The organism is Micromonospora sp. CNZ296 (assembly GCF_007827635.1).
Window position 1 is genome coordinate 175,712 of record NZ_VISW01000012.1, and the last position, 21,691, is coordinate 197,402.

Annotated in this window: 23 protein-coding genes; 12 read left to right on the forward strand and 11 right to left on the reverse strand. The window is 73.8% G+C overall.

Going from position 1 to position 21,691, the window contains the following annotated elements; all coding sequences use genetic code 11:
- The first annotated feature begins 190 nt into the window (after positions 1-190).
- Complete coding sequence (locus FB455_RS20890) at positions 191-1,792, forward strand: RNA polymerase sigma factor (protein WP_041784477.1); 1,602 nt, start codon at positions 191-193, stop codon at positions 1,790-1,792.
- 244 nt (positions 1,793-2,036) lie between these two features.
- The gene (locus FB455_RS20895) at positions 2,037-2,270 is read left to right on the forward strand and encodes a DUF7455 domain-containing protein (RefSeq protein WP_013284786.1); all 234 of its coding nucleotides are present in this window, start codon (positions 2,037-2,039) and stop codon (positions 2,268-2,270) included.
- A gap of 152 nt (positions 2,271-2,422) precedes the next feature.
- Here the strand turns inward: FB455_RS20895 and FB455_RS20900 are convergent, their stop codons facing one another.
- From FB455_RS20900 to FB455_RS20910, 3 genes are all read right to left on the reverse strand, one after another.
- Positions 2,423-4,144, reverse strand: coding sequence for a DEAD/DEAH box helicase (locus tag FB455_RS20900; RefSeq protein ID WP_145754738.1), 1,722 nt, complete (start codon positions 4,142-4,144; stop codon positions 2,423-2,425).
- Positions 4,145-4,335: 191 nt separating this feature from the next.
- Positions 4,336-4,986 carry a trimeric intracellular cation channel family protein gene (locus FB455_RS20905; protein WP_145754656.1) on the reverse strand — a complete coding sequence of 217 codons (651 nt, stop codon included), beginning with the start codon at positions 4,984-4,986 and terminating at the stop codon, positions 4,336-4,338.
- A gap of 40 nt (positions 4,987-5,026) precedes the next feature.
- Positions 5,027-5,245, reverse strand: a complete 219-nt coding sequence (locus tag FB455_RS20910; protein WP_013284783.1) for a DUF3039 domain-containing protein — start codon at positions 5,243-5,245, stop codon at positions 5,027-5,029.
- 88 nt (positions 5,246-5,333) lie between these two features.
- Here FB455_RS20910 and FB455_RS20915 point away from each other — a divergent pair, with 88 nt between their 5' ends.
- Together FB455_RS20915 and FB455_RS20920 are read left to right on the forward strand one after the other, a co-directional pair.
- Positions 5,334-6,254: a pseudouridine-5'-phosphate glycosidase gene (locus FB455_RS20915; RefSeq protein ID WP_120571028.1), complete on the forward strand. Its 921-nt coding sequence runs from the start codon at positions 5,334-5,336 to the stop codon at positions 6,252-6,254.
- The gene (locus FB455_RS20920) at positions 6,251-7,147 is read left to right on the forward strand and encodes a carbohydrate kinase family protein (RefSeq protein WP_145754658.1); all 897 of its coding nucleotides are present in this window, start codon (positions 6,251-6,253) and stop codon (positions 7,145-7,147) included. Before FB455_RS20915 ends, FB455_RS20920 begins: the two co-directional genes overlap by 4 nt.
- A 39-nt stretch (positions 7,148-7,186) precedes the next feature.
- On the opposite strand, the gene FB455_RS20925 is transcribed toward FB455_RS20920, so the two are convergent.
- A complete protein-coding gene (locus FB455_RS20925; RefSeq protein ID WP_145754740.1) occupies positions 7,187-7,543 on the reverse strand; it encodes a DUF3099 domain-containing protein in 357 nt (118 codons plus the stop codon).
- Positions 7,544-7,649: 106 nt separating this feature from the next.
- Between FB455_RS20925 and FB455_RS20930 the strand changes: the two genes are divergently transcribed.
- Positions 7,650-7,961, forward strand: coding sequence for a hypothetical protein (locus tag FB455_RS20930; protein ID WP_486481559.1), 312 nt, complete (start codon positions 7,650-7,652; stop codon positions 7,959-7,961).
- Positions 7,951-8,262, forward strand: a complete 312-nt coding sequence (locus tag FB455_RS20935; protein WP_013284778.1) for a hypothetical protein — start codon at positions 7,951-7,953, stop codon at positions 8,260-8,262. Before FB455_RS20930 ends, FB455_RS20935 begins: the two co-directional genes overlap by 11 nt.
- Before the next feature lie 4 nt (positions 8,263-8,266).
- Here the strand turns inward: FB455_RS20935 and FB455_RS20940 are convergent, their stop codons facing one another.
- The 3 genes from FB455_RS20940 to FB455_RS20950 form a co-directional block, all read right to left on the reverse strand.
- A complete protein-coding gene (locus FB455_RS20940) occupies positions 8,267-9,499 on the reverse strand; it encodes a low temperature requirement protein A (RefSeq protein WP_145754663.1) in 1,233 nt (410 codons plus the stop codon).
- Between the two features lie 72 nt (positions 9,500-9,571).
- Positions 9,572-10,156 carry an HhH-GPD-type base excision DNA repair protein gene (locus FB455_RS20945; protein ID WP_145754667.1) on the reverse strand — a complete coding sequence of 195 codons (585 nt, stop codon included), beginning with the start codon at positions 10,154-10,156 and terminating at the stop codon, positions 9,572-9,574.
- A 118-nt stretch (positions 10,157-10,274) separates the two neighbouring features.
- Positions 10,275-11,495, reverse strand: coding sequence for a S8 family peptidase (locus FB455_RS20950; RefSeq protein ID WP_013284775.1), 1,221 nt, complete (start codon positions 11,493-11,495; stop codon positions 10,275-10,277).
- A gap of 179 nt (positions 11,496-11,674) precedes the next feature.
- Between FB455_RS20950 and FB455_RS20955 the strand changes: the two genes are divergently transcribed.
- Together FB455_RS20955 and dtd are read left to right on the forward strand one after the other, a co-directional pair.
- Entirely contained in the window at positions 11,675-13,159 is a 1,485-nt protein-coding gene (locus FB455_RS20955) for a DUF7782 domain-containing protein (RefSeq protein ID WP_186466427.1), read from the forward strand.
- Positions 13,159-13,581 carry a D-aminoacyl-tRNA deacylase gene (dtd, locus tag FB455_RS20960; RefSeq protein WP_013474500.1) on the forward strand — a complete coding sequence of 141 codons (423 nt, stop codon included), beginning with the start codon at positions 13,159-13,161 and terminating at the stop codon, positions 13,579-13,581. The genes FB455_RS20955 and dtd overlap by 1 nt, the downstream gene beginning before the upstream one ends.
- Before the next feature lie 3 nt (positions 13,582-13,584).
- Here dtd and FB455_RS20965 read toward each other — a convergent pair whose 3' ends face one another.
- Positions 13,585-14,373, reverse strand: a complete 789-nt coding sequence (locus FB455_RS20965; RefSeq protein ID WP_013284772.1) for a sporulation protein — start codon at positions 14,371-14,373, stop codon at positions 13,585-13,587.
- A gap of 220 nt (positions 14,374-14,593) precedes the next feature.
- On the opposite strand from FB455_RS20965, the gene sigB reads away from it, so the two are divergent.
- The 4 genes from sigB (at position 14,594) to FB455_RS20985 (ending at position 16,917) form a co-directional block, all read left to right on the forward strand.
- A complete protein-coding gene (gene sigB / locus FB455_RS20970; RefSeq protein WP_145754670.1) occupies positions 14,594-15,580 on the forward strand; it encodes an RNA polymerase sigma factor SigB in 987 nt (328 codons plus the stop codon).
- 103 nt (positions 15,581-15,683) lie between these two features.
- Positions 15,684-16,025, forward strand: a complete 342-nt coding sequence (locus FB455_RS20975) for an ArsR/SmtB family transcription factor (RefSeq protein WP_198039690.1) — start codon at positions 15,684-15,686, stop codon at positions 16,023-16,025.
- On the forward strand, positions 16,022-16,513 hold the full coding sequence (locus tag FB455_RS20980) for an SRPBCC family protein (protein ID WP_145754672.1): 492 nt from the start codon (positions 16,022-16,024) through the stop codon (positions 16,511-16,513). Before FB455_RS20975 ends, FB455_RS20980 begins: the two co-directional genes overlap by 4 nt.
- A complete protein-coding gene (locus tag FB455_RS20985; RefSeq protein WP_013284768.1) occupies positions 16,510-16,917 on the forward strand; it encodes a VOC family protein in 408 nt (135 codons plus the stop codon). The genes FB455_RS20980 and FB455_RS20985 overlap by 4 nt, the downstream gene beginning before the upstream one ends.
- Positions 16,918-16,972: 55 nt before the next feature.
- Here FB455_RS20985 and FB455_RS20990 read toward each other — a convergent pair whose 3' ends face one another.
- The 3 genes from FB455_RS20990 to FB455_RS21000 are packed head-to-tail and all read right to left on the reverse strand — an operon-like array spanning position 16,973 to position 21,640.
- Positions 16,973-19,528 (reverse strand): bifunctional GNAT family N-acetyltransferase/acetate--CoA ligase family protein, encoded by a 2,556-nt coding sequence (locus FB455_RS20990; protein ID WP_145754674.1) that lies wholly within the window; start codon positions 19,526-19,528, stop codon positions 16,973-16,975.
- Between the two features lie 25 nt (positions 19,529-19,553).
- The gene (locus FB455_RS20995) at positions 19,554-20,735 is read right to left on the reverse strand and encodes an acetoin utilization protein AcuC (RefSeq protein ID WP_013474498.1); all 1,182 of its coding nucleotides are present in this window, start codon (positions 20,733-20,735) and stop codon (positions 19,554-19,556) included.
- Between the two features lie 47 nt (positions 20,736-20,782).
- The gene (locus tag FB455_RS21000; RefSeq protein WP_145754676.1) at positions 20,783-21,640 is read right to left on the reverse strand and encodes a sulfurtransferase; all 858 of its coding nucleotides are present in this window, start codon (positions 21,638-21,640) and stop codon (positions 20,783-20,785) included.
- Between the last annotated feature and the right edge of the window lie 51 nt (positions 21,641-21,691).

Below are 21,691 nucleotides of genomic sequence, written 5' to 3' on the forward strand. Positions count from 1 at the left end.
GCAGGTCCGCCGTGCGGCGCGGGATGATCGCGGCAGACGGCGTTACAATTCACCCTGCCCACGCGCCACGGACCGCCAGCGACCGGACGGCCCGGGACACGGGGGTCCTCAACGACTCGCCCGGCGCGGCCGTCCCATGCTGCGCCGGACGACCCGGCCGTGCTCGCTCTTTCGCCTCCGGAAGGTCTTCGTGACAGATCCCCGCCAGACCGGCGCCGACGTTCGCTCGCTCACCGACACCCTGATCGCCCACGCGCAGAGCGCCGGCGGCCAGCTCACGTCGGCCCAGCTCGCGCGCACCGTCGAGTCCGCTGAGGTGACCCCGGCCCAGGCCAAGAAGATCCTCCGCGCACTCTCCGAGGCGGGCGTGACGGTGGTGGTGGACGGCTCGGCGAGCACCCGCCGCCGCGTCGCCGCCGCCCGGTCCGCCACCCCGGCCTCCCGCGCGACCACGGCCAAGACCACCAAGAAGGCCGCCGCGCCCGCCCCCAAGCAGGCGCCCGCCGCCGAGGAGTCGCCCGCCCCGGCCCCCCGGAAGGCGACCGCGCGCAAGGCCACCACCGCCGACGTGGCCAAGGCCGCGGCCCCGGCGAAGGCCACCAAGACGACCCGCGCCACCAAGGCCACCGTGGCGGCGAAGACCGCAGCGGCCAAGCCGGCCAAGGCCGGCGGCAAGGGCGAGGGCCCCGACGGCGAGATCGATCCGGAGGAGCTGGCCGCCGAGATCGAGGACGTGGTGGTCGAGGAGCCGGCCGAGCTGACCCAGGCCGCCGAGGCCGACGCGGCCAGCTCCGCCACCGACAACGACTTCGAGTGGGACGACGAGGAGTCCGAGGCGCTGAAGCAGGCGCGCCGGGACGCCGAGCTGACCGCCTCCGCCGACTCCGTGCGGGCGTACCTGAAGCAGATCGGCAAGGTGCCGCTGCTCAACGCCGAGCAGGAGGTCGAGCTGGCCAAGCGGATCGAGGCCGGCCTCTACGCCGCCGAGCGGCTGCGCGCCGCCGACGAGGGCGAGGAGAAGCTGGTCCGCGACCTCCAGCGCGACCTGATGTGGATCTCGCGGGACGGCGAGCGCGCCAAGAACCACCTGCTGGAGGCGAACCTGCGGCTCGTGGTCTCGCTGGCCAAGCGCTACACCGGCCGTGGCATGGCCTTCCTCGACCTCATCCAGGAGGGCAACCTCGGCTTGATCCGCGCGGTCGAGAAGTTCGACTACACCAAGGGCTACAAGTTCTCCACCTACGCCACCTGGTGGATCCGCCAGGCCATCACCCGCGCCATGGCCGACCAGGCCCGCACCATCCGCATCCCGGTGCACATGGTCGAGGTGATCAACAAGCTCGGCCGCATCCAGCGCGAGCTGCTCCAGGACCTGGGCCGTGAGCCCACCCCGGAGGAGCTGGCCAAGGAGATGGACATCACACCGGAGAAGGTGCTGGAGATCCAGCAGTACGCCCGGGAGCCCATCTCGCTCGACCAGACCATCGGCGACGAGGGTGACAGCCAGCTCGGCGACTTCATCGAGGACTCCGAAGCGGTCGTCGCGGTCGACGCGGTGTCGTTCTCGCTGCTGCAGGACCAGCTCCAGCAGGTCCTGCAGACGTTGTCCGAGCGTGAGGCGGGCGTGGTGCGCCTGCGTTTCGGCCTCACCGACGGCCAGCCGCGCACTCTGGACGAGATCGGCCAGGTGTACGGCGTGACCCGGGAACGCATCCGGCAGATCGAATCCAAGACCATGTCCAAGTTGCGGCACCCCTCGCGTTCCCAGGTGCTCCGCGACTACCTGGACTGACCGCGTACGTCAACAAATCGTGCCGGTTTGATCACCAGCCGTAGAACACTCTTTGGTGATCGTTCGGTTGCCTGTTTGTGATCGTTGACGTGGCACCCTTGGTGCACGGCACACTGTCCTCCACGCCAGGTGTGACCTCGGTCCCCCGCGGGCACACAGGGAAGGCAGGGCCCGAGATGGGTGTTGCACGATAGGTGAGCAACCGAAGAGAGTGTTCATCGGTGACGACCAGAGGAGGAAGGCGATGACCCCGACCCTCACGCCGCCGCCCGAGACGGTGAGCCCCCCGGCCGCCGATGAACGGTGCGACCGCTGCAATGCTGCCGGCAAGCTCCGCATCACTCTGGCGGGTGGGAGTGAGCTGGTGTTCTGTGGGCACCACGCGAACAAGTACGCGGAGGATCTCGTGAAGATCACCGTGCGGTACGCGTCGGACCCGGAGTTCAGCTGGCGAGGCGCCGATCTCATGGCGAACTGAGGTCCGACAAGAAGTCCACAACCCGACATGACCGGCCGGAGGCACCCGCAAGGGGAGCCTCCGGCCGGTTTTTCGTGCCGGGTGCCAACGGTGCGCGACGGTGTTAAGAAGGGGCCCCTGCTCTACCGGAGGCGTTAACAGGGGGCCCTTCCTTACAGGGTCTGCACGGTGGCGATGCGCTCCTCGAGTTGCTCGATCGTCGCCTGCGCGCTGGGCGGGCCGCCGCAGATCCGGCGCAGCTCGGCATGAATCTTGCCGTGCGGCTGGCCGGTGTGGTGGTGCCGGGCGGCCACCAGAGCGTTCAGCTGCCGCCGTAGCGCCACCCGGCGCTGGGCGGCACTCATGGGTGGGGGCGCCGCCGTCGGGGCCGCAGCGGCCGGCTCAGCGGTCCGCTGGGCGGCCCGGCGCTTCTGGGCGGCGAGCTGCTCGGCCTGCCGCTTGGTGAGCAGCAGCGAGACCTGGTCGGCGGTGAGCAGCCCGGGCAGGCCGAGGTATTCCTCCTCCTCCGGCGTGCCGGCCTGGGCGGCGGTGCCGAACGAGGCCCCGTCGAAGATCACCTGGTCCAGCTCCGCGGTCGCGGAGAGCGCGGCGAAACGCTTCTCCAGCTCCCCGCTGGCGCCGTCGTCGCGCTGGGCGCGCTCCAGCAGGTCGTCGTCGAAGCCCTCGCGGTCCTTCGGTTTGCCGAGCACGTGGTCCCGCTCGGCCTCCATCTCGCTGGCGAGCCCGAGCAGGTGCGGCACGCTGGGCAGGAAGACCGACGCGGTCTCGCCGGAGCGGCGGGCCCGGACGAACCGGCCGATCGCCTGCGCGAAGTACAGCGGGGTGCTGGCGCTCGTCGCGTACACCCCGACTGCGAGCCGGGGGATGTCGACGCCCTCGGACACCATCCGCACCGCGACCAGCCACCGTTGCTGTGAGGCGGCGAACGTCGCGATCCGCGCGGACGCGCCCTGGTCGTCGGAGAGCACCACGGCGGCCTTCTCACCGGTCACCTGCTCCAGCAGCTTCGCGTACGAGCGGGCCACCTGCTGGTCGCTGGCGATGACCAGGCCGCCCGCGTCGGGCATGCCGTTGGCGCGCAGCACGCTCAGCCGGGCGTCGGCGGCGCGCAGCACCTGCGGCATCCAGTCGCCGGCCGGGTCGAGCGCGGTACGCCACGCCTGGGCGATCAGGTCCTGCGTCATCGGCTCGCCGAGGCGGGCGGCCAGTTCCTCGCCGGCGTTGGTGCGCCACCGGGTCTCCCCCGAGTACGCCAGGAACAGCACCGGCCGGACCACGCCGTCGCGCAGCGCGTCGGAGTAGCCGTAGACCGAGTCGGCGCGGGAGCGCAGCAGCCCGTCGCCGCCACGCTCGTAGCTGACGAACGGGATCGGGTTGTCGTCGGAGCGGAACGGCGTACCGGTGAGCATCAGCCGGCGTACCGCGGGCTCGAACGCCGCCTTCACACCGTCGCCCCAGGTACGGGAGTCGCCGGCGTGGTGGATCTCGTCGAGGATGACGAGCGTGCGGCGGGTCATGGTGCGGCGCCGGTGCACCTGCGGCGCCATGCCCACCTGGGCGTAGGTGACCACCGCGCCGTGGAAGTCGGCCGCGGAGTGCAGGTCGGCGTTGCGGAACGCGGCGTCGAGCTGGATGCCGACCCGGGCGGCGGCCTGCGCCCACTGGGTCTTCAGGTGCTCGGTCGGCGCGACCACGGTGACCGCCTCGACGCTGCCGTCGGCGAGCAGCTCGGCGGCGATGCGCAGTGCGAACGTGGTCTTACCGGCGCCGGGCGTGGCGACCGCTGTGAAGTCCTCGGTCCGGCGGCGCAGGTATTCCACGAGCGCCTTGCGTTGCCAGGCGCGCAGGGGCGGGAACGTGTCGAGCGCCGGCATCCGCGGTGGCACGCGTAGCTCCTCTCCGCCGCGGACGGCGGCGGGCCCGACCGGGGCCACGGGAGCCGCCGCCCATGAAAACGCCCTCGCGCATCCGGTGCCGCGAAGGCCGGTTCAGCATAACCAGCGCGGGCCGTACGCCCCACTCGACGCCACGCCTGTCACATCCGCCCACCCCGGCGCACGGCGGGTCAGGGCAGTGGTCCCCGGGTGCCGGTGCGCGGCGGCCGCATCGTCGCCACCGGTGCGGACCAGCGGCGGCGCAGCGCGATCAGGCGCAGCCCGAACACGAACATCGCGGCGCCGGTGAGCGGCACGGCGGTGGCCTGTCCGCACGCCGACAGCAGCGCCACCGCGATCGAACCGGCGAGCGCGGCCAGCGCGTAGATCTCGCGGCGCAGCACCACCGGGATCTCGCCGGTGAGCAGGTCCCGGCCCAGCCCGCCGCCGATCGCGGTGAGCATGCCGATCATGCACGCGCCGACGGCCGGGACGGCGGCGTCGAGGGCCTTGAGCGTGCCGGTGACTGTGAACAGGCCGAGGCCGGCGGCGTCGAGCACCAGCACCGTGGTGCGCAGCCGGGCGAGCTGGGGGTGCAGCCAGAACACGGCGGTGGCGACGACGGCAGCGGTGGCGGCGTAGCGCCAGTCGGCGAACGCCAGCGGGGGTACCTCGTCGATCGCCAGGTCGCGGAAGATGCCGCCGCCGAGCGCGGCGACCACGCCGACGAAGACCACCCCGAACAGGTCGAGCCGTTTCGCCACCGCCGCGGAGGCGCCGGAGGCGGCGAAGACCGCCACGCCGGTCAGATCGGCGAGCAGAAGGGGGGTGGAGGTGGTCACCGCCGCAGGTTACGTCCAGGGGCGGCGGAGCCGCCCGGGATCACTCGGCGTACGAGTCGTAGATCTCCTTGCACTTCGGGCACACCGGCGAGCCCGGCTTGGCCGCCTTGGTGACCGGGAACGTCTCGCCGCAGAGCGCGACCACGTAGGTGCCCATGACGGCACTCTCGGCGATCTTCTCCTTGCGGACGTAGTGGAACATCTCCGGACCAGTGTCCGCGTCCTTCAGCTCGGGACGCTCGAGAACCTCTGTGCTCACGACTACACCTCCGGCGTTCCAGTTTTGCAGGTCGGTCCGCCCCGGTCCACCTGGGCCCCGGCCGGAGGCGGCCCGTACGGTAGCCGACGTGACCAACTTTCACATCAGTCTCGGTAGTGAGGTGGCCGACGCCCTGCGGGACGGCCGCCCGGTCGTGGCGTTGGAGAGCACGATCGTCTCGCACGGGCTGCCCCGGCCGGACAACCTGCGCGTGGCGCGCGAGATCGAGCAGGCCGTGCGGGACGCCGGGGCGGTGCCGGCCACCATCGGCATGGTCGCCGGCAGGCTGCGGGTCGGGCTGGACGACGACCAGCTCACCCGGCTCGCCACCGTCGACGGCGTGAGCAAGCTCTCCGTCCGCGACCTGGCCCCGGCGGCGGCCACCGGAGCGGACGGCGCCACCACCGTCGCGGCCACGAGCGCGGTCGCGGCGGCGGCCGGGATCGGCGTGTTCGCCACCGGCGGGCTCGGCGGCGTGCACCGCGAGGCGGCGCAGACGTTCGACGAGTCGGCCGACCTGGTCACGCTGGCCCGGACGCCGATCGCCGTGGTCTGCGCCGGGGTGAAGTCGATCCTCGACGTGGGGGCCACGCTGGAGCGGCTGGAGACGCTCGGGGTGGGCGTGGTCGGCTACCGCACCCGCCGGTTCCCCGGCTTCTACCTCACCGACGCGGGCTTCGACCTGGACTGGTCTGTCGAGTCGCCGGAGCAGGTGGCCGACGTGCTGGCCGCCCGCGCGGCGCACGGCGTGCACCACGGCGGTCTGGTGGTGGCCAACCCGCTGCCCGCCGACGAGCAGCTCGACCCGGCGCTGCACGACCGCACGCTCGCCGAAGGACTGGCGGCGCTGGCCCGCGAGGGGATCACCGGCAAGGCGGTCACCCCGTTCCTGCTGTCGCACTTCCACTCCGCGACCGAGGGCGCGAGCCTGGCGGTGAACGTCCGGATCATCCTGCGCAACGCCGATCTCGCGGCCCGGATCGCGGTCGCCGCGGCGACCACCTCATGAGCGGGAGGCCGCGCATCGTCGTCGTCGGCGACGTGATCACCGACGTGCTCGCGGTGCTGTCCGGGCCGCTGGCGACCGGCTCGGACACGGCGGCCGGGATCCGGTTCAGCGGCGGCGGGCAGGCGGCGAACACCGCGGCCTGGCTCGCCGGTCAGGGCGCGGCGGTGACGCTGGTCGCCGCCGTGGGCGACGACGAGACCGGCCGGGAGCGGGTGGCCGAGCTGACCCGGATCGGTGTCGAGTGCGCGGTGGAGCGGCACGAGGGCTACCCGACCGGCACCGTCATCGTGCTCGCCCACGACGGGGAGCGCACGATGATCAGTCAGCGGGGTGCGAACCTGCGGCTGACCGCCGGGCACGTGGACGCGGCGCTGGCCGCCGCGCCCGACGCCGGGCATCTGCACCTGTCCGCGTACACCCTGTTGGACGTCGGGTCGCGCGGCGCCGGCCTGCGCGCGCTGGCCGCGGCCCGCGAGCGCGGGCTGACCGTCAGCGTCGACGCGGCGTCCGCGGCGCCGCTGCGGCGCGTCGGCGGGGCGTTCCTGACCTGGGTACGCGACGTCGACCTGCTGCTGGTCAACACGGACGAGGCGACGGTGCTGGCCGGCGGGCTGGACCCGGCGGCGCAGGCGCGGGCGCTCACAGCGGTGGCGCACCGGGTGGTGGTCAAGCGCGGCGCGGCGGGCGCGGTGTGGGTGGAGCGCGGCGGTGTGGTGGAGTTCGCGCCCGCGCCCGGGGTGGACGTGGTGGACGTGACCGGCGCCGGGGACGCGTTCGCGGCCGGGCTGCTCACCGCGTGGCTGGCCGGCGCCGACCCGCGTGCCGCGCTGGCCCGGGCCGGTGACCTGGGCGCGCTCGCCGTGACGACAGTGGGTGCCCGCCCGACGCCGTGACGCCGGCGGCCGGTCCGGGCGGCGCTCCGCCCGGGCCGGTCAGGGCTCGGCGTCGATGATCTTGTGCGGGTTCTCCTCGGCGGTGAGGGCCGTGGGCGCGGGCTCCTCGCGGTGCCGGTTCTGGAACCGGTTCGCCAGGCGGTGCTCCTCCTTGGGCGGCCGGTCGTTCGCCAGCAGCACCGCCAGCCAGGGCACGAGCACCATGCCGAGCGCGCACAGCGGCAGCCAGAGCCAGAGCAGCGGTGCCTTCGCGCCGACCAGGATCGCGCCGGCCACCAGACACGCGACCCGGATGGCCATCATCAGCACGTAACGCTTCTGCCGGCTGTTGAGCTGGTCGTCCTGGCTGCGCGGGGCGTCGGTGATCAGTATCGGCTGGTACGCCTGACGCTTCACCACGGACCTCCTACGAGGGGATAGGGCCCATCCTGTCACTCCGGACGGATGATCGGCGAAAATCGTGACAGCCCGGTGCGTGTTACGTGCGTGGTACGCTTCGCCCGTGGCCAACCGGTTCAGCTTCACCGACGAGGCGCTGGCGAACCTGCGGGTCTACGACGTCACACCCGGGGAAGTCTGGGAGGCCCTGCACAGCAGGCGCCGGGTCATCCGCCACCTCGGGGACGACGTCATGGTGGTCTACGCCACCGACCACCGCGGCCGGCGGCTCGCCGTGCTGCTGGCCGCGGCCGACGGCACCGACAACGACTGGGACATCCTCTCCGCCCGCGAACTGAGCGACGTCGAGGCCAAGCGCTACGACGAGGCGGTGCGGAGAACACGCCGACGAGGAGGCGGTCACGATGCACCGTGACGAGGCGACCAAGCGGTTCCACGCCGGAGGCGACGCGTTCGCCGACCTGATCGACGACACGTCACCGGCGCAGCTGCCCACCCCCGACACCGACGTGCCGATGGTCAGCCGGTCGGTGCGGCTCCCGCTGGAGACGTACGAGCGGGTCCGCGCCGCCGCCGACGCGCGCGGAATCGGGGTGACCACCCTGATGCGGCAGTGGATCGAGGCCGGCCTGGCCGACCTGGACGACTCCGCCACCGTCTCGCTGGCCGACGTACGCCGCGCGCTGGCGTCGCTGTCCCGCCCGACCGCCGCCTGACGGCTCACGCCTCCGGGCCGCCCTCGCCGAGCGCCTCCCGCCCGATCGGCGAGGCGGAGGACTCCGGCGGCCGGTGCCAGGCCCGGCGGGCGTCGGCGAACGCGACGAGCGCCAGCACGAGGGCCACCGCGCCGAGCGCGAACATCGCCGGCACGGTCGCCAGCGCGGGCAGGAGCAGCACCAGGGCCAGCAGCCCGGCCAGCCGGGGGCGGGACACCCGGCCGAAGATCTCGTACTCGAACCGGGAGCGAGCGGCCAGGAACAGCGCCGGGCCGCCCACCACGAAGACCAGCCAGTTCGGCCGGGCCGTGTCGTACGGGTGGGCGATCACCAGCTCGTAACCGACCGCGGCGCTGAGCACCCCGAGCACCATGAACAGGTGGGTCTGCGCCGCCGACTCGGCCAGCCGCCCCGGCGTGCCGGCCATCCGCAGCGCCTCCGCCAGCAGGTGACCGGCCCGGTAGAAGTAGATGCGCCAGAGCAACGCCGTGATCACGAACGAGATCGTGAACGCCACCGCCGCGTCGCCGGAGAACTCCTTCCCGCTGTAGGTCACGCCGATCACCAGGATCGACTCGCCGAGCGCGATGAGGAAGATCTGCTGGTAGCGCTCTGCCAGGTGCTCCCCGGCGACGAGCCACTGCCGGATGCGCGACGCCCCGATCCACGGCAGCGGCCAGCCCAGGAACGTGCCGAGGCGGTCCACCGCCAGCGCGACGACCCACAGCGCCAGGCGCGGACCGGGCATCAGCGCGCCGGCGATCCACAGCGGGGCGCTGACCCCCGCCCAGACGGCGAGCCGCAGCGGGACCAGACGCCGCGGGTGGGCACGCAACGCCACCGCGATCAGCAGCGGCCGCCCGACCATCACCACCACGTACGCGAGCGCGAACGGCAACGCCCGCTCCTCCAGGGCGCGGGGCAGGGTCACGCCCAGCACCAGGCTGCCGAACATGGTGCCGACCACCACGACCTGGATGACGGCGCGCTCCGGCTCGTACCGGCTGGTGACCCAGGTGGTGATCGTCCAGACCTGCCAGAGCACCAGGAACAGCAGCAGGGTCCTGCCCACGTCGGCGGCCACCGCACCGGCGGAGCCGTCGACGCCGTTGATCAGCCGCTGGGAGACCCGGGTCAGCGCGAACACGAAGACCAGGTCGAAGAAGAGCTCCAGGAAGGTGGCCCGCCCGGGGCTGGACGCGGTACGCAGCAGCGCCCCGCCCCGCTGCTCGGTCATCGTCCGCCCCTGTCCCCCGTCCTGGCGACCAACGACAGGGACGGCGGGCCGGTTGCGGCGGCGTACGGCGGATCAGCCCTTCGCGGCCTTCGCCTCCGCCTTCATCCGCTGCTTGAACTCGCGTACCCGGCGCAGCGACTCGGGATCGGTCACGTCCGCCACCGAACGGTGGGCGTCCGCGTCGCCGTAGTCGCCGGCTGCCTCGCGCCAGCCGTCCGGGGTGATCCCGAACCGCTTGCCGAGCAGCGCGACGAAGATCTGCGCCTTCTGCCGGCCGAACCCGGGCAGCTCACCCACCCGGCGCAGCAGCTCCCGGCCGTCGGTCACGTCGGACCAGAGCCGGGCCGGGTCGCCGTTGTAGCGCTCGACGAGCGCCCGGCACACCTCCTGCACACGGGCCGCCATCGCCTTGGGGAACCGGTGCAGCGCGGGCGGCCGGGCGAAGATCTCCACGAGGGCGTCCGGGTCGTACCCGGCCAGTTCCGCGGCGTCGGGCTCGTGGCCGAGGCGCTGCGCCAGCACGTACGGGGAGGAGAACGCCTTCTCCATCGGCACCTGCTGGTCCAGCACCATGCCGAGGAGCAGGGCCAGCGGGCTGCGTGCCAGCAGCTCGTTGGCCTGCGGGTCGATGGGCAGTGACAGCGTCATGGGGACCATAGTGCCGCGCCGGCCGCCGGTCGGGGGCGGCGACTCCCCGACGACGTGACGCGGCCCGGCGGACCCCTGGGAGGTCCGCCGGGCCGCGGCCCACGGAGTGGTCAGGTCGCCCGTGTCGTCAGTTGACGACGAAGAGCAGCCGGTTCGGCGAGCCCGAGCCCGGGCTGGTCACCTTGCCGGTGGTGGCGTTGCTGGTCAGGTAGCTGGCCACCTGAGCCGGGGTGTAGGAGGTGTTCGCGGACAGGACGAGCGCCGCCGCGCCGGCCACGTGCGGGGACGCCATCGAGGTGCCGCTGATCGTGTTGGTGGCGGTGTCGCTGGTACGCCACGCCGAGGTGATCGACGAACCCGGGGCGAAGATGTCCACGCAGGAGCCGTAGTTGGAGAAGGACGACCGCGCGTCGGTGCTGGTGGTCGAGCCGACGGTGATCGCCGAGGCGACGCGGGCCGGCGAGGAGTTGCACGCGTTGGCGCTGGAGTTGCCGGCCGCGAGCGCGTACGTGATGCCGGAGTTGATCGAGTTCGCCACCGCGTTGTCCAGCGTGGTGCTGGCGCCGCCGCCGAGGCTCATGTTGGCCACGGCCGGCTTCACCGCGTTCGAGGTGACCCAGTTGACGCCGCTGATCACGCCGGCGGTGGTGCCGCTGCCGGAGCAGTTGAGCACCTTGACGGCCACCAGGCGCACGCTCTTGGCCACGCCGTACCTGGTGCCGCCGACCGTGCCGGCGACGTGGGTGCCGTGGCCGTTGCAGTCGGTGTTGTTGGTGTCCACCGTGTTGGTGCCCCAGGTGGCCCGGCCGCCGAAGTCGCTGTGCGTGGTGCGGATGCCCGTGTCGATGATGTAGGCGCGCACGTTGCTGGCGGTGTTCGGGTAGGTGAAGGTGCTGTTCAGCGGCAGGTTGCGCTGGTCGATCCGGTCCAGGCCCCAGGTGGCGCCGGTCTGGGTGCCCTGGGTGGTCATCACGCGGTCCTGCTCGACGTACGCGACGGCCGGGTCGGCGGCCAGGCGGCGCGCCTGGGCGGGGGTCATCTTCGCGCTGTAGCCGGTGAGAGCGGAGCTCCACACCGTGCCGACGTTGCCGCCGTAGCGCTTGGCCAGGCCGGCGGCCCGGTCCGGGACGGCGGTACGGGCGGCGAGGGTGTTCGCGGTGCCGACCGCGTCGCCCTTGAGCACGACCACGTAGCTGCCGCTGACGGCGTCCGCGGCGCCGGCGTACCGGATCTCCCCGGTGGGCGCGGCGAGAGCGGGCGTGGAGGCGGCGGCGGCGAAGGCCGCGGCGGCGGCCGTGACGGCGAGCGCACGCAGCGCGCGCCGCCGGGGAAGGGACACGTCGGGCATCGTCTGGCTCCCTACCGGGCGGCCCGGTTTGTGGCCGGATCGCCCCATCGACGGATGTTGGCAGGAATGCTAACCAGAGATCGATACACATGAAAGAGATAGTTGCCGATAGATGCGGTCCACGTTATGGATCGGCGGGTGCGCGCCACGCCGGACCGCGCCCGAGGCAGGATGAGCACGTGGACCGTCACGACATGCTGCTCTCCCCCGCCGCGGTCGACGCGCTGCGCACCGCGCTCACGCTCGCCCGCTTCACCGCCAACGGGATCGCCGACCGCCTGGGCCCGCAGGGCACCGGCGCGGTGGCCCGCAACGACTACCGGGCCGCGCTGCGCGCCACCGAGGACCGGGACCGGCTGGCCACGCTGATCCGCGTCTTCATCTGCGACCAGACCGAGCCGGAGGCGGCGGTGGCCGCCGCGCTGGCCCCGCTCGCCCTGGACGAGGCGCTGGCCGGAGGCATCGTGGAGCGGCACGGCGACGGCCTGCGCGCCGGGGTCGACCTGGAGCCGTACGGGGACGACTGGTGGGTGCTCGCCGACGTGCCGGCCAGCGCGCGGCCCGGGCGCCCGCTGCACGCCGAGCACGTGCTGGGCATCGGCGGCGCCACCCAGACGCTGATCTCGGCGGCCGTCCGCCCGACCGTGGACACCGCGCTCGACCTCGGCACCGGCTCCGGCGTCCAGGCGCTGCACCTGGGCACCCACGCCCGCCGGGTCACCGCCACCGACGTCTCCGAGCGGGCGCTGCGGTTCGCCGCGACCACCGCCGCGCTCAACGGTCAGGACTGGGAGCTGCTGCGCGGGGACATGGTCGCGCCGGTGGCCGGGCGCCGCTTCGACCTGGTGGTCAGCAACCCGCCGTTCGTGGTCGGCCCGGGCACCACCACGCACGTCTACCGGGACTCCGGTCGGGTCGGCGACGCGATCGGCGCGGAGCTGGCAGCGGCCGCGCCGGACCTGCTCACCGAGGGCGGCACCATGCAGTACCTGGCGAACTGGGTGCACGTCACCGGCGAGGACTGGGCCGAGCGGGTCACCGGGTGGTTCGCCGGCACCGGCCTGGACGCCTGGGTGATCCAGCGCGAGGTGGCCGACCCGATGGCGTACGTGAACCTGTGGCTCACCGACGTCGGCGAGAGCGCCGACCCGCAGCGGATGGCGGCCTGGCTGGACTGGTTCGACGCGCACAAGGTGGAGGCGATCGGCTTCGGCATCGTCTCGCTGCGCCGCTCCGGCCACGACCAGCCGGTCGTCCGGGTGGAGGACCTGCGCCAGCGGGTCGAGCCGCCGCTGGGCGACCGGATCGGCGAGTGGTTCGCCCGGCAGGACTGGCTGCGCACCCGGGACACCGAGGGCCTGCTCGCCGCCCGCTACCGCGCCGCCGACGGGCTCCAGCTGCGGCAGGAGGCCACCATGGGCGACGACGGCTGGGCTGTGGACCGGCAGGTCCTGGCCATGCCGCGCGGGCTGCGCTGGTCCGAGGAGATCGACCCGCTGGTGCTCGCCCTGGTCGGCGGCGCCGACGGCCGGCTGCCGCTGCGCGACCAGCTCGCCCTGCTGGCCGCCGCGCACGACGTGGCCCTGGACGAGCTGGCCGAGGCGGCCGGACCGATCGTGGCGCACCTGGTCGAGCGCGGCATCGTCGAGCCGGTGACCGACTGATGCGGGCGGTGGTGCAGACCGTCGGCCGGGCCCGGGTGACTGTCGACGACGAGGTGACCGGTGAGATCGCCGACGGGCTGCTGGTGCTGCTCGGCGTCACCCACACCGACACCCCGCAGGTGGCCGCCACCATGGCCCGCAAGCTGCACGAGCTGCGCATCCTCGACGACGAGCGCAGCGCCGCCGACGTCGGGGCGCCGCTGCTCGTGGTCAGCCAGTTCACGCTCTACGGCGACGCCCGCAAGGGCCGGCGACCGAGCTGGACCGCCGCCGCGCCCGCCGAGGTGGCCGAACCCCTGGTGGACGCCGTGGTCGAACAGTTGCGCGCCCGGGGTGCGAAGGTGGAGACCGGCCGCTTCCGCGCCCACATGCTGGTGGAGAGCGTCAACGTCGGTCCCCGGACCCTCGTGCTCGACCTCTGAGGCCTAGAAGAACAGCCCTCGACGGGACAGCGACTGACGCAGCCAGCCGTCGAGCTGGGCGGCCCAGTCCGTCCGGTCCGCCGTCGCGTGGTCCACCGTGAACCGGCCGAACGCGTCCCGGCCCTCGGTGAACAGGCCGCCCCGCTTGTCCAGCTCCAGCACCACGTGGACCTGGCGCGGATCGGTCACGAAGGTGACCTCGAGCTGGTTCATCGCGCCCGCGTACTGCGGCGCCGGGTAGAACTCGATCTCCTGGTAGAAGGGCAGCTGCTGGTGCAGGCCGTAGATGTGTCCACGCTCGACGTCGGCCCGCGCGAACCGGAAGCCCAGCCGTAGCAGCGCCTCCAGCAGCCGCTCGTGGGCCGGCAGCGGGTGCACCGCCACCGGGTCCAGGTCGCCCTTGTCCATCGCCCGAGCCACCTCCAGCTCGGTACGCAGACCCATCGTCATGCCGTGCAGGTGCTGGCCGTACAGGTCGGTCAGCGGCGTCTCCCAGGGCACCTGGAAGCGGAACGGCACGTCGTGCCGCTGCCCCGGCTCCAGCCGGAACGCGCCGGTCACCTGGGCCCGGCCGAACTCCTGGTTCACGTCGTACTCGCTGTCGGAGCTCTCCACCTCGACCCGCGTGACCAGGCCGAGTGCGATGTAGCTCACGTCCACCGGGTGGTCGCCGCCGACCACCTGGATCCGGCCCGCCAGCTCGCCGCCGGGGCGGCAGTTCGGGTTGGCCAGCACCGTCTCCACCGACGGTCCACCCACACCCATCGCCTGCATGAGCCGCTTGAAGACCACCACGTTCTCCGATCGTCAGTGCCGTGCCGGCCCCGACGGCCGGTCGGTGGCACGGTAACCGCGCCGGGCAAGGGAACGCCGGATTCCGGCCGGGATTCCTGTCGGGTCTCCGATCGCCTCACTCCCGTCTCACGCCCCGACCGCCAAGCTGTTTGTCATCGGCCACCACCGCGTGGGCGGCACGGGACCGGTAGGCACGTCGGACACGGGGAGAACAGAGATGACCCAGCAGATGATCGAGCACCAGGACATGGACGTCGCCCTCACGGACCTCGACGCCACCGACGAGCGCGGCGTCTCCACCGATCTGGTCCGGGCGTACCTGAACGGCATCGGCCGCACCAAGCTGCTCACCGCGGCGCAGGAGGTCGAGCTGAGCAAGCGGATCGAGGCCGGCCTCTTCGCCGAGGAGAAGCTGGCCACCTGCACCCCCGTCTCCGCCGAGCTGCACGCGGACCTGGCGCTGATCGCGGCCGAGGGCCGCGCCGCCAAGGACCACCTGCTGGAGGCCAACCTGCGGCTGGTGGTGAGCATCGCCAAGCGCTACACCGGTCGCGGCATGGCCTTCCTCGACCTCATCCAGGAGGGCAACCTCGGCCTGATCCGCGCGGTCGAGAAGTTCGACTACACCAAGGGCTACAAGTTCTCCACCTACGCCACCTGGTGGATCCGCCAGGCCATCACCCGCGCCATGGCCGACCAGGCCCGCACCATCCGCATCCCGGTGCACATGGTCGAGCAGGTCAACCGGATGGTCCGGGTGCGCCGCGAGCTGTCGGTGACGCTGGGCCGCGAGCCCACCGTCAGTGAGGTCGCCACAGCGCTGGAGATCCCGGAGTTCCAGGTGATCGAGCTGATCTCCTACGACCGGGAGCCGGTCAGCCTGGACCAGGCCGTCGGCGAGGACGGCGAGAGCGCGCTCGGCGACTTCGTCGCCGCCGTCGACCCGCGTACCGAGCCGGGCGACGCCGCCACCAACGGCGAGCTGCGCAACGAGGTCCGCATCGTGCTGGCCACGCTGTCCCAGCGGGAGCAGGCGGTGATCCGGCTGCGCTTCGGCCTGGACGACGGCCGGCAGCGCACGCTGGACGAGGTCGGCCGCGAGTTCGGCCTGTCCCGGGAGCGGATCCGGCAGATCGAGAAGGTCACGCTGCTCAAGCTGCGCGACCCGGAGCGGGCGAACCGGCTGGAGGCGTACGCCTGCTGACCCACCCCAGCCCCGACAGGCCCCGGCGGTTCGCCGGGGCCTGTCGCGCTTGACCCGGGCGCTCCCACCGTATACAACCGACTGGTTACACAACCAGGAGGTTATGAAAGTGCCCGCGGATCTGCTCGACGCCACCTTCGCCGCGCTCGCCGACCCCACCCGGCGTGCCATCCTCGCCCGGCTGGCCGCCGGGGAGGCGACTGTCACCGAGCTGGCCGAGCCGTTCGCGATGAGCCAGCCGGCCGTCTCCAAGCACCTCAAGGTGCTCGAACGCGCCGGCCTGGTCACCCGGGGCCGGGACGCCCAGCGCCGTCCCTGCCGGCTCGACGCCCGGCCGCTGCGGGAGGCGGTCGCGTGGCTGGCGGACTACCGGGACTACTGGGCCGAGAGCTACGCGCGACTGGACGAGGTGCTCGCCGAACTGACCGCCGGGGAGCAGCGGTGACCGGCCTGACCGTGTCCCTGCCCGGCGACCGGGAGATCCGGCTCAGCCGCGACTTCGCCGCTCCCCGCCACCTCGTGTTCGCCGCCTTCACCCGCCCCGAGCTGCTGGTCCGCTGGTGGGGCGCCCGGGGCTGGCACCTCGTCGAGTGCGAGGTGGACCTGCGGGTGGGCGGGCGCTGGCGGTTCGTCTCCCGAGGCCCGGACGGCGATCTGATGGGCCAGGGCGGCACGTACCGGGAGGTCGACCCGCCGGCGCGGCTGGTCTGCACCGAACTCTTCGACGACCAGTCGTATCCGGGCGAGACGCTGGTCCGCCACGACTTCACCGGCTCGGCGGACCGGACCACAGTCGTCACCCACCTGCGGTATGCCACCGCGCAGGGGCGCGACACCGTCCTGCGCTACCCGATGACCCGCGGCCTGGCCGAGGCGTTCGACCGGCTCGCGGCAGTGCTGCACACCGATTCGACGACAGGAGCGACAACGTGAACTGGACACTGGAAGTGGTGGTGGTGCCGGTCTCCGACGTGGACCGGGCCAAGGAGTTCTACGCGCAGCGGCTCGGCTTCGTCCTCGACCACGACACGGATCTGGGCGGCGCGGGGCGGATCGTCCAACTCACTCCCCCGGGCTCCGGGTGCTCGATCGTCCTCGGCCGGGGCGTCGTACCGGAGATGCCGCCGGGCTCGCTCAAGGGCGTGCAACTCGTCGTACCGGACCTGGAGCGGGCGCGCGCCGAACTGGTCGAGCGGGGCGTCGAGGTGAGCGAGATCCAGGTGATGGGCCAGAACCCGCGCCCGGTGCCGCATCCGCTGGACAACGTCGGCTTCGTGTTCTTCCGCGACCCGGACGGCAACGAGTGGTCGGTGCAGCAGATCTCCGAGCGTGGGTGAGCGGTGTTAAAAGGGGGCCCCTTCTCTACCGGAGGCGTTAAGAAGGGGCCCTTCCTTACAAGCGGCGCGGGCCGGTGTCCGGGCGGGCGGCCTCCGCGCCGGTGCGCACGGTGGCGTGCAGCACCGAGATGCCGTCCGGCCGGGCCAGCACCGGGTTGAGCGTGAGCGACCGCACCCGGGGCTGCTCGTCGGCCAGGCGGCCGACCCGCACCAGCAGGTCGACAAGGGCCGCCCGGTCCACCGGCGCGGCGCCCCGGTGCCCGCGCAGCAGCGGCGCCGCGCGGGGCTCGTCGACCAGCTCGGCGGCGTCCCGGTCGGTGAGCGGGACCGCCCGCCACGCCCGGTCGCCCAGCAGCTCGGTCGCCACGCCACCCAACCCGAACCCGACCACCGGCCCGAACGCCGGATCCTCCACCAGCTCCACCACGCACGCCACACCCGGCGCGACCATCGGCTGGACCAGCACCTCCGCGCCGAACACCGGGGCCATCTCGGCGTACGCGCGGCGCAGCGCGGCGGCGTCGGCCAGGTCGAGGCGTACCGCGCCCAGGTCGAGGCGGTGCCGCAACCCGGGGGCGGCAGCCTTGAGCGCCACCGGCCGGCCGAGCCGTTCGGCAGCCGCCAGCACCTCCTCGGCGCTGCCGGCCGGCACCGACTCCACCACGTCGATCCCGTACGCGCGCAGCAACGCCGCCGAGTCGGCGCCGTCGGGCCGCAGCGCGGCGTGCCCGGCCGCCCGGTCCACGTCGGCCAGTTCGGGCAGCACCCCGGCGGGCCGGCGCAGCCAGTCCGCGTACGCGGTCACCCGGCCCAGCGCGCGTACCGCCTCCTCCACGCTCGGGTACGCCGGCACCCCGGCCGGCACCAGCCCGGCCAGGAACGTCGCCACCACCGGCTTTCCGGTGACCCGCGCGTCGGGCAGCGCCGCCGCGAAGTCGGCCACCGGGTCGGCGAGCTGGCCCGGCAGCGGCGGCGCGAACACCGCCACCACGGCGTCCACCCGCTCGTCGGCCACCGCGTCGCCGAGCGCGGCGGCGTACGCGGCGGCGCCCGCGCTCGGCCCGACGTCCTGCGGGTAGCCGTCGGCGACTGTCAGTTCCTGGGCCGCGCAGGCGGTCGCGGCCAGCCCGGTCAGCGCCGACGAGTTGCCCACCACCGCCACCCGCCGCCCGGCCGGCAGCGGCTGGTGGGCCAGCAGCACGCCCACGTCGAGCAGTTCGGACACGGTGTCCACCCGGATCACCCCGGACTGGGCGAACAGCGCGCTCACCGCAGCCGCGTCCAGCGCGGGCGCGTCCCCCACGCCCGGCGGCCGGGCCAGCGAGGCGAGCGCCACCACCGGCTTGCGGCGGCCGATGCGCCGGGCCAGCCGGGCGAACTTGCGCGGGTTGCCGAACGTCTCCAGGTAGAGCGTGATGACGTCGGTGGCCGGGTCGTCCTGCCAGTACTGGAGCAGGTCGTTGCCGGACACGTCGGCCCGGTTGCCGGCCGAGACGAAGCTGGACAGCCCGAGCCCGCGCCGGGACGCCTCGGCCAGCAGCGCCACCCCGAACGCGCCGGACTGGCTGAACACGCCGACCCGGCCCGCCGCGGGCAGCACCGGCGCGAGCGTGGCGTTGAGGCGTACCGCCGGGTCGGTGTTGGCGACGCCGAGGCAGTTCGGGCCGACCACCCGCATGCCGGCCAGGTGCGCGGCGCGGACCAGCGCGCGCTGCGCCGCCGCGCCGGCCGGGCCGGACTCGGCGAACCCGGCCGAGATCACCACCAGGCCGTGCGCGCCCGCGCGGGCCGCGTCGCGGACCACGTCGGTCACCGCGTCCGGCGGGACAGCCACCACCGCGAGGTCGACGTCCTGGCCGGCGTCGGCCGCCGACGGGTACGCGGGCAGCCCCGCCACCGTCGCCGCGCTCGGGTGCACCGGCACGATCGCCCCGGCGAAGCCACCGTCGCGCAGGTGCCCGAGCAGCGCCGCGCCGACGCCCTGGCCGGTGGTGCTGGCGCCGTAGACGGCGATGCCCCGGGGCGCGAGCAGCCGGGCGATCGACCGCGCCTCGGTGCGGTGCTCCCGGCCGCGCTGCACCTCCAGGGTCGCCTCGGTGGGCGCGATCGGGAAGCTCAGGTGCACCACGCCGTCGGCGTACTGGCGCTGGACCTGGTAGCCGAAGTCGGCGAAGACCCGCAGCATCGCCCCGTTGGCCGGGAGCACCTCGGCGACGAAGTGCACGATGCCGTTGCGCCCGGCCGCGTCGGCCAGGTGCTCCAGCAGCACCGATCCGATGCCCCGGCCCTGGTAGGCGTCCTCGACCACGAACGCCACCTCGGCCTCGGGCGAGGCGGGGCCGAGCCGCTCGTACCGGCCGACGGCGACGATCCGCTCGCCGGCGAGCACCACGAACGCCTCCCGGTCGCGGTGGTCGACGTTGACGAAGCGCTTCAGGTCGCGTTCCGGGATACGCGGGTACGGCGAGAAGTACCGCAGGTATCGGGTGCGCTCCGAGAAACGGCCGTGCATGGCCACGATCTCGGGCGCGTCCTCCGGGCGGATCGGTCGCAGCTGGACGGTCGTGCCGTCACTGAGCAGCACGTCCAGCGGTTGCTCGACGGTGGTCACCGGTCGGTCCTCCCCTGCCGCCGGCTCAGTCGCGCGGGTCGTGCGGATCGAGCCCGAGCAGCGGGAAGACGGCCTTGCGGGTGGCCGCGACGGCCCGGTCCACCGCGTTCGGCTCGCCGCTGGGCTGCCACGGCTGGTACGACGGGTCCACGTCGTCGGTCATCCGCAGCGGCACCTCGTGCCCGGGTCGCCGCCGCGCGGCCAGGTCCCGCCAGCCCGGCGGGGTGAGCGTGGCCGGGTCGACCGGCTCGCCGGTGGCGATCGCCAGCAGGTGCGTCCACGCCCGGGGCACCACCTCGACCAGCGCGTACCCGCCGCCGCCGGTGGCGACCCAGCGGCCGTCGCACAGCTCGTCGGCGAGCGCCCGCAGCGCGCGGTAGGTGGCCCGCTGCCCGTCCACCGACAGGTGCAGGTCGGCCAGCGGATCCTTGCGGTGCCCGTCGGCGCCGCACTGGGTGACCAGCACCTGCGGCCGGAACGCGCGCAGCACCGACGGCACGATCGCGTGGAACGCCCGCTGCCAGCCCGCGTCACCCACACCCGGGGGCAGCGGCACGTTCACCGCGGTGCCCTCCGCGCCCGGGCCGCCGGTCTCGTCCGGGAACCCGGTGCCGGGGAACAGCGCGAGCGGCGTCTCGTGCAGGCTGATCGTGAGCACCCGCGGGTCGCGGTAGAAGATCTCCTGCACGCCGTCGCCGTGGTGCACGTCCACGTCCACGTACGCGATGCGCTGCGCGCCGAGGTCGAGCAGCCGCGCGATGGCCACGGCCGGGTCGTTGTAGACGCAGAACCCGGCGGCGCGGGCGGGCATCGCGTGGTGCAGCCCGCCGGCCACGCTCACCGCGCGCCGGGCGTCGCCGCGCCACACCGCCTCGGCGGCGGCCGTCGTGGCGCCGGCGATCAGCGCGCTCGCCTCGTGCATCCCGTCGAAGACCGGGTTGTCCGACGTGCCCAGACCGAAGCCGGCGAACAGCGGGTCGCGCGGCGCGGACCGGACCGCGTCCAGGTAGGCCGGATCGTGTACGCGGGTGAGCAGCGCGTCGTCGGCCGGCTCGGGCTTGACCAGCCGTACGCCGGGCCGGTCCAGCACACCCAGTTCACGGGCGAGCGCCATGGTCAGCTCGACCCGGACCGGGTCGAGGGGATGGTCGCCCATGTCGTAGGCGAGGAGAGCCTCGTCCCACACCACCACCGTGTCGTCGGCCATGCGGCCATCGTCGCACGTGGTCCGGGACGCGCCCACCGGTCGTGCGCTCACCGGCCGGACGTGCCGCCGGTCGCGACCGGACGGTCCGGGTCGGCCACCCACTCGCTCCACGAGCCGACGTACAACGCGGCGTCCGGGCGACCGGCCAGGTGCAGCGCGAGCACGGCCTGCGCGGCGGTCACCCCGGAGCCGCAGTACGCACCGACCGGCGCGTCCGCGTCCACCCCGGCGGCGGCGAACCGCTCCCGGAGCGCCTCGGCGGCGGGGAACCGGCCCTGCGTGACGTACTCCGGGGCGGGCAGGTTCACAGCGCCCGGCACGTGCCCGGCGACCGGGTCGACCGGCTCGTGCTCGCCCCGGTAACGCGGCGCGGCCCGTACGTCGATCAGCACGCCGGGCCCGGCGGCGGCGAGCCGGGCGGCAGCGGCGGCGTCCAGCACCGGCAACGCGCCGGGCGCCACCGTCACGTCGCCCGGGACCGGGGCGGGCACGCTCGTGTCGACCGGCAGGCCGGCTGCCGTCCAGGCCGGGAAGCCGCCGTGCAGCACCCGCACCTGCCGGTGCCCGGCCCAGCGCAGCGTCCACCAGGCGCGGGCGGCGGACATGCCGTCGCCGCCGTCGTACACCACGACGGGACGACCGGCGCGGACGCCCGCGGCCCGCAGCGCGGCCTGCAACGCCGCCGGGTCCGGAAGCGGGTGTCGCCCGGCGGCGCCGGGCGGCCCGCACAGCTCGGTGTCCAGGTCGACGAAGACGGCGCCGGGCAGGTGGCCGGCGGTGTAGTCGTCGCGTCCGGGCGGGCCGGTCAGCCGCCAGCGGACGTCGAGCAGGGTCGGCGGGTCGGCGTGATCGAGTTCGGCGGCGAGCCGGTCGGGCTCGACCAGCAGGTCTGCGGTGGCGGGCATGCGGCCCAGTCAACACCATTCGGCCCGCCACCTCCGGCTTCGCCTGCGTCG

Coding starts and splice junctions, on each gene's coding strand:
- FB455_RS20895 (WP_013284786.1), top strand. CDS start 2,037: ATGACCCCGACCCTCACGCCGCCGCCCGAGACGGTGAGCCCCCCGGCC.
- FB455_RS20900 (WP_145754738.1), bottom strand. CDS start 4,144: ATGCCGGCGCTCGACACGTTCCCGCCCCTGCGCGCCTGGCAACGCAAG.
- FB455_RS20920 (WP_145754658.1), top strand. CDS start 6,251: ATGAGCGGGAGGCCGCGCATCGTCGTCGTCGGCGACGTGATCACCGAC.
- FB455_RS20935 (WP_013284778.1), top strand. CDS start 7,951: ATGCACCGTGACGAGGCGACCAAGCGGTTCCACGCCGGAGGCGACGCG.
- FB455_RS20940 (WP_145754663.1), bottom strand. CDS start 9,499: ATGACCGAGCAGCGGGGCGGGGCGCTGCTGCGTACCGCGTCCAGCCCC.
- FB455_RS20945 (WP_145754667.1), bottom strand. CDS start 10,156: ATGGTCCCCATGACGCTGTCACTGCCCATCGACCCGCAGGCCAACGAG.
- FB455_RS20950 (WP_013284775.1), bottom strand. CDS start 11,495: ATGCCCGACGTGTCCCTTCCCCGGCGGCGCGCGCTGCGTGCGCTCGCC.
- dtd (WP_013474500.1), top strand. CDS start 13,159: ATGCGGGCGGTGGTGCAGACCGTCGGCCGGGCCCGGGTGACTGTCGAC.
- sigB (WP_145754670.1), top strand. CDS start 14,594: ATGACCCAGCAGATGATCGAGCACCAGGACATGGACGTCGCCCTCACG.
- FB455_RS20975 (WP_198039690.1), top strand. CDS start 15,684: ATGAAAGTGCCCGCGGATCTGCTCGACGCCACCTTCGCCGCGCTCGCC.
- FB455_RS20995 (WP_013474498.1), bottom strand. CDS start 20,735: ATGGCCGACGACACGGTGGTGGTGTGGGACGAGGCTCTCCTCGCCTAC.
- FB455_RS21000 (WP_145754676.1), bottom strand. CDS start 21,640: ATGCCCGCCACCGCAGACCTGCTGGTCGAGCCCGACCGGCTCGCCGCC.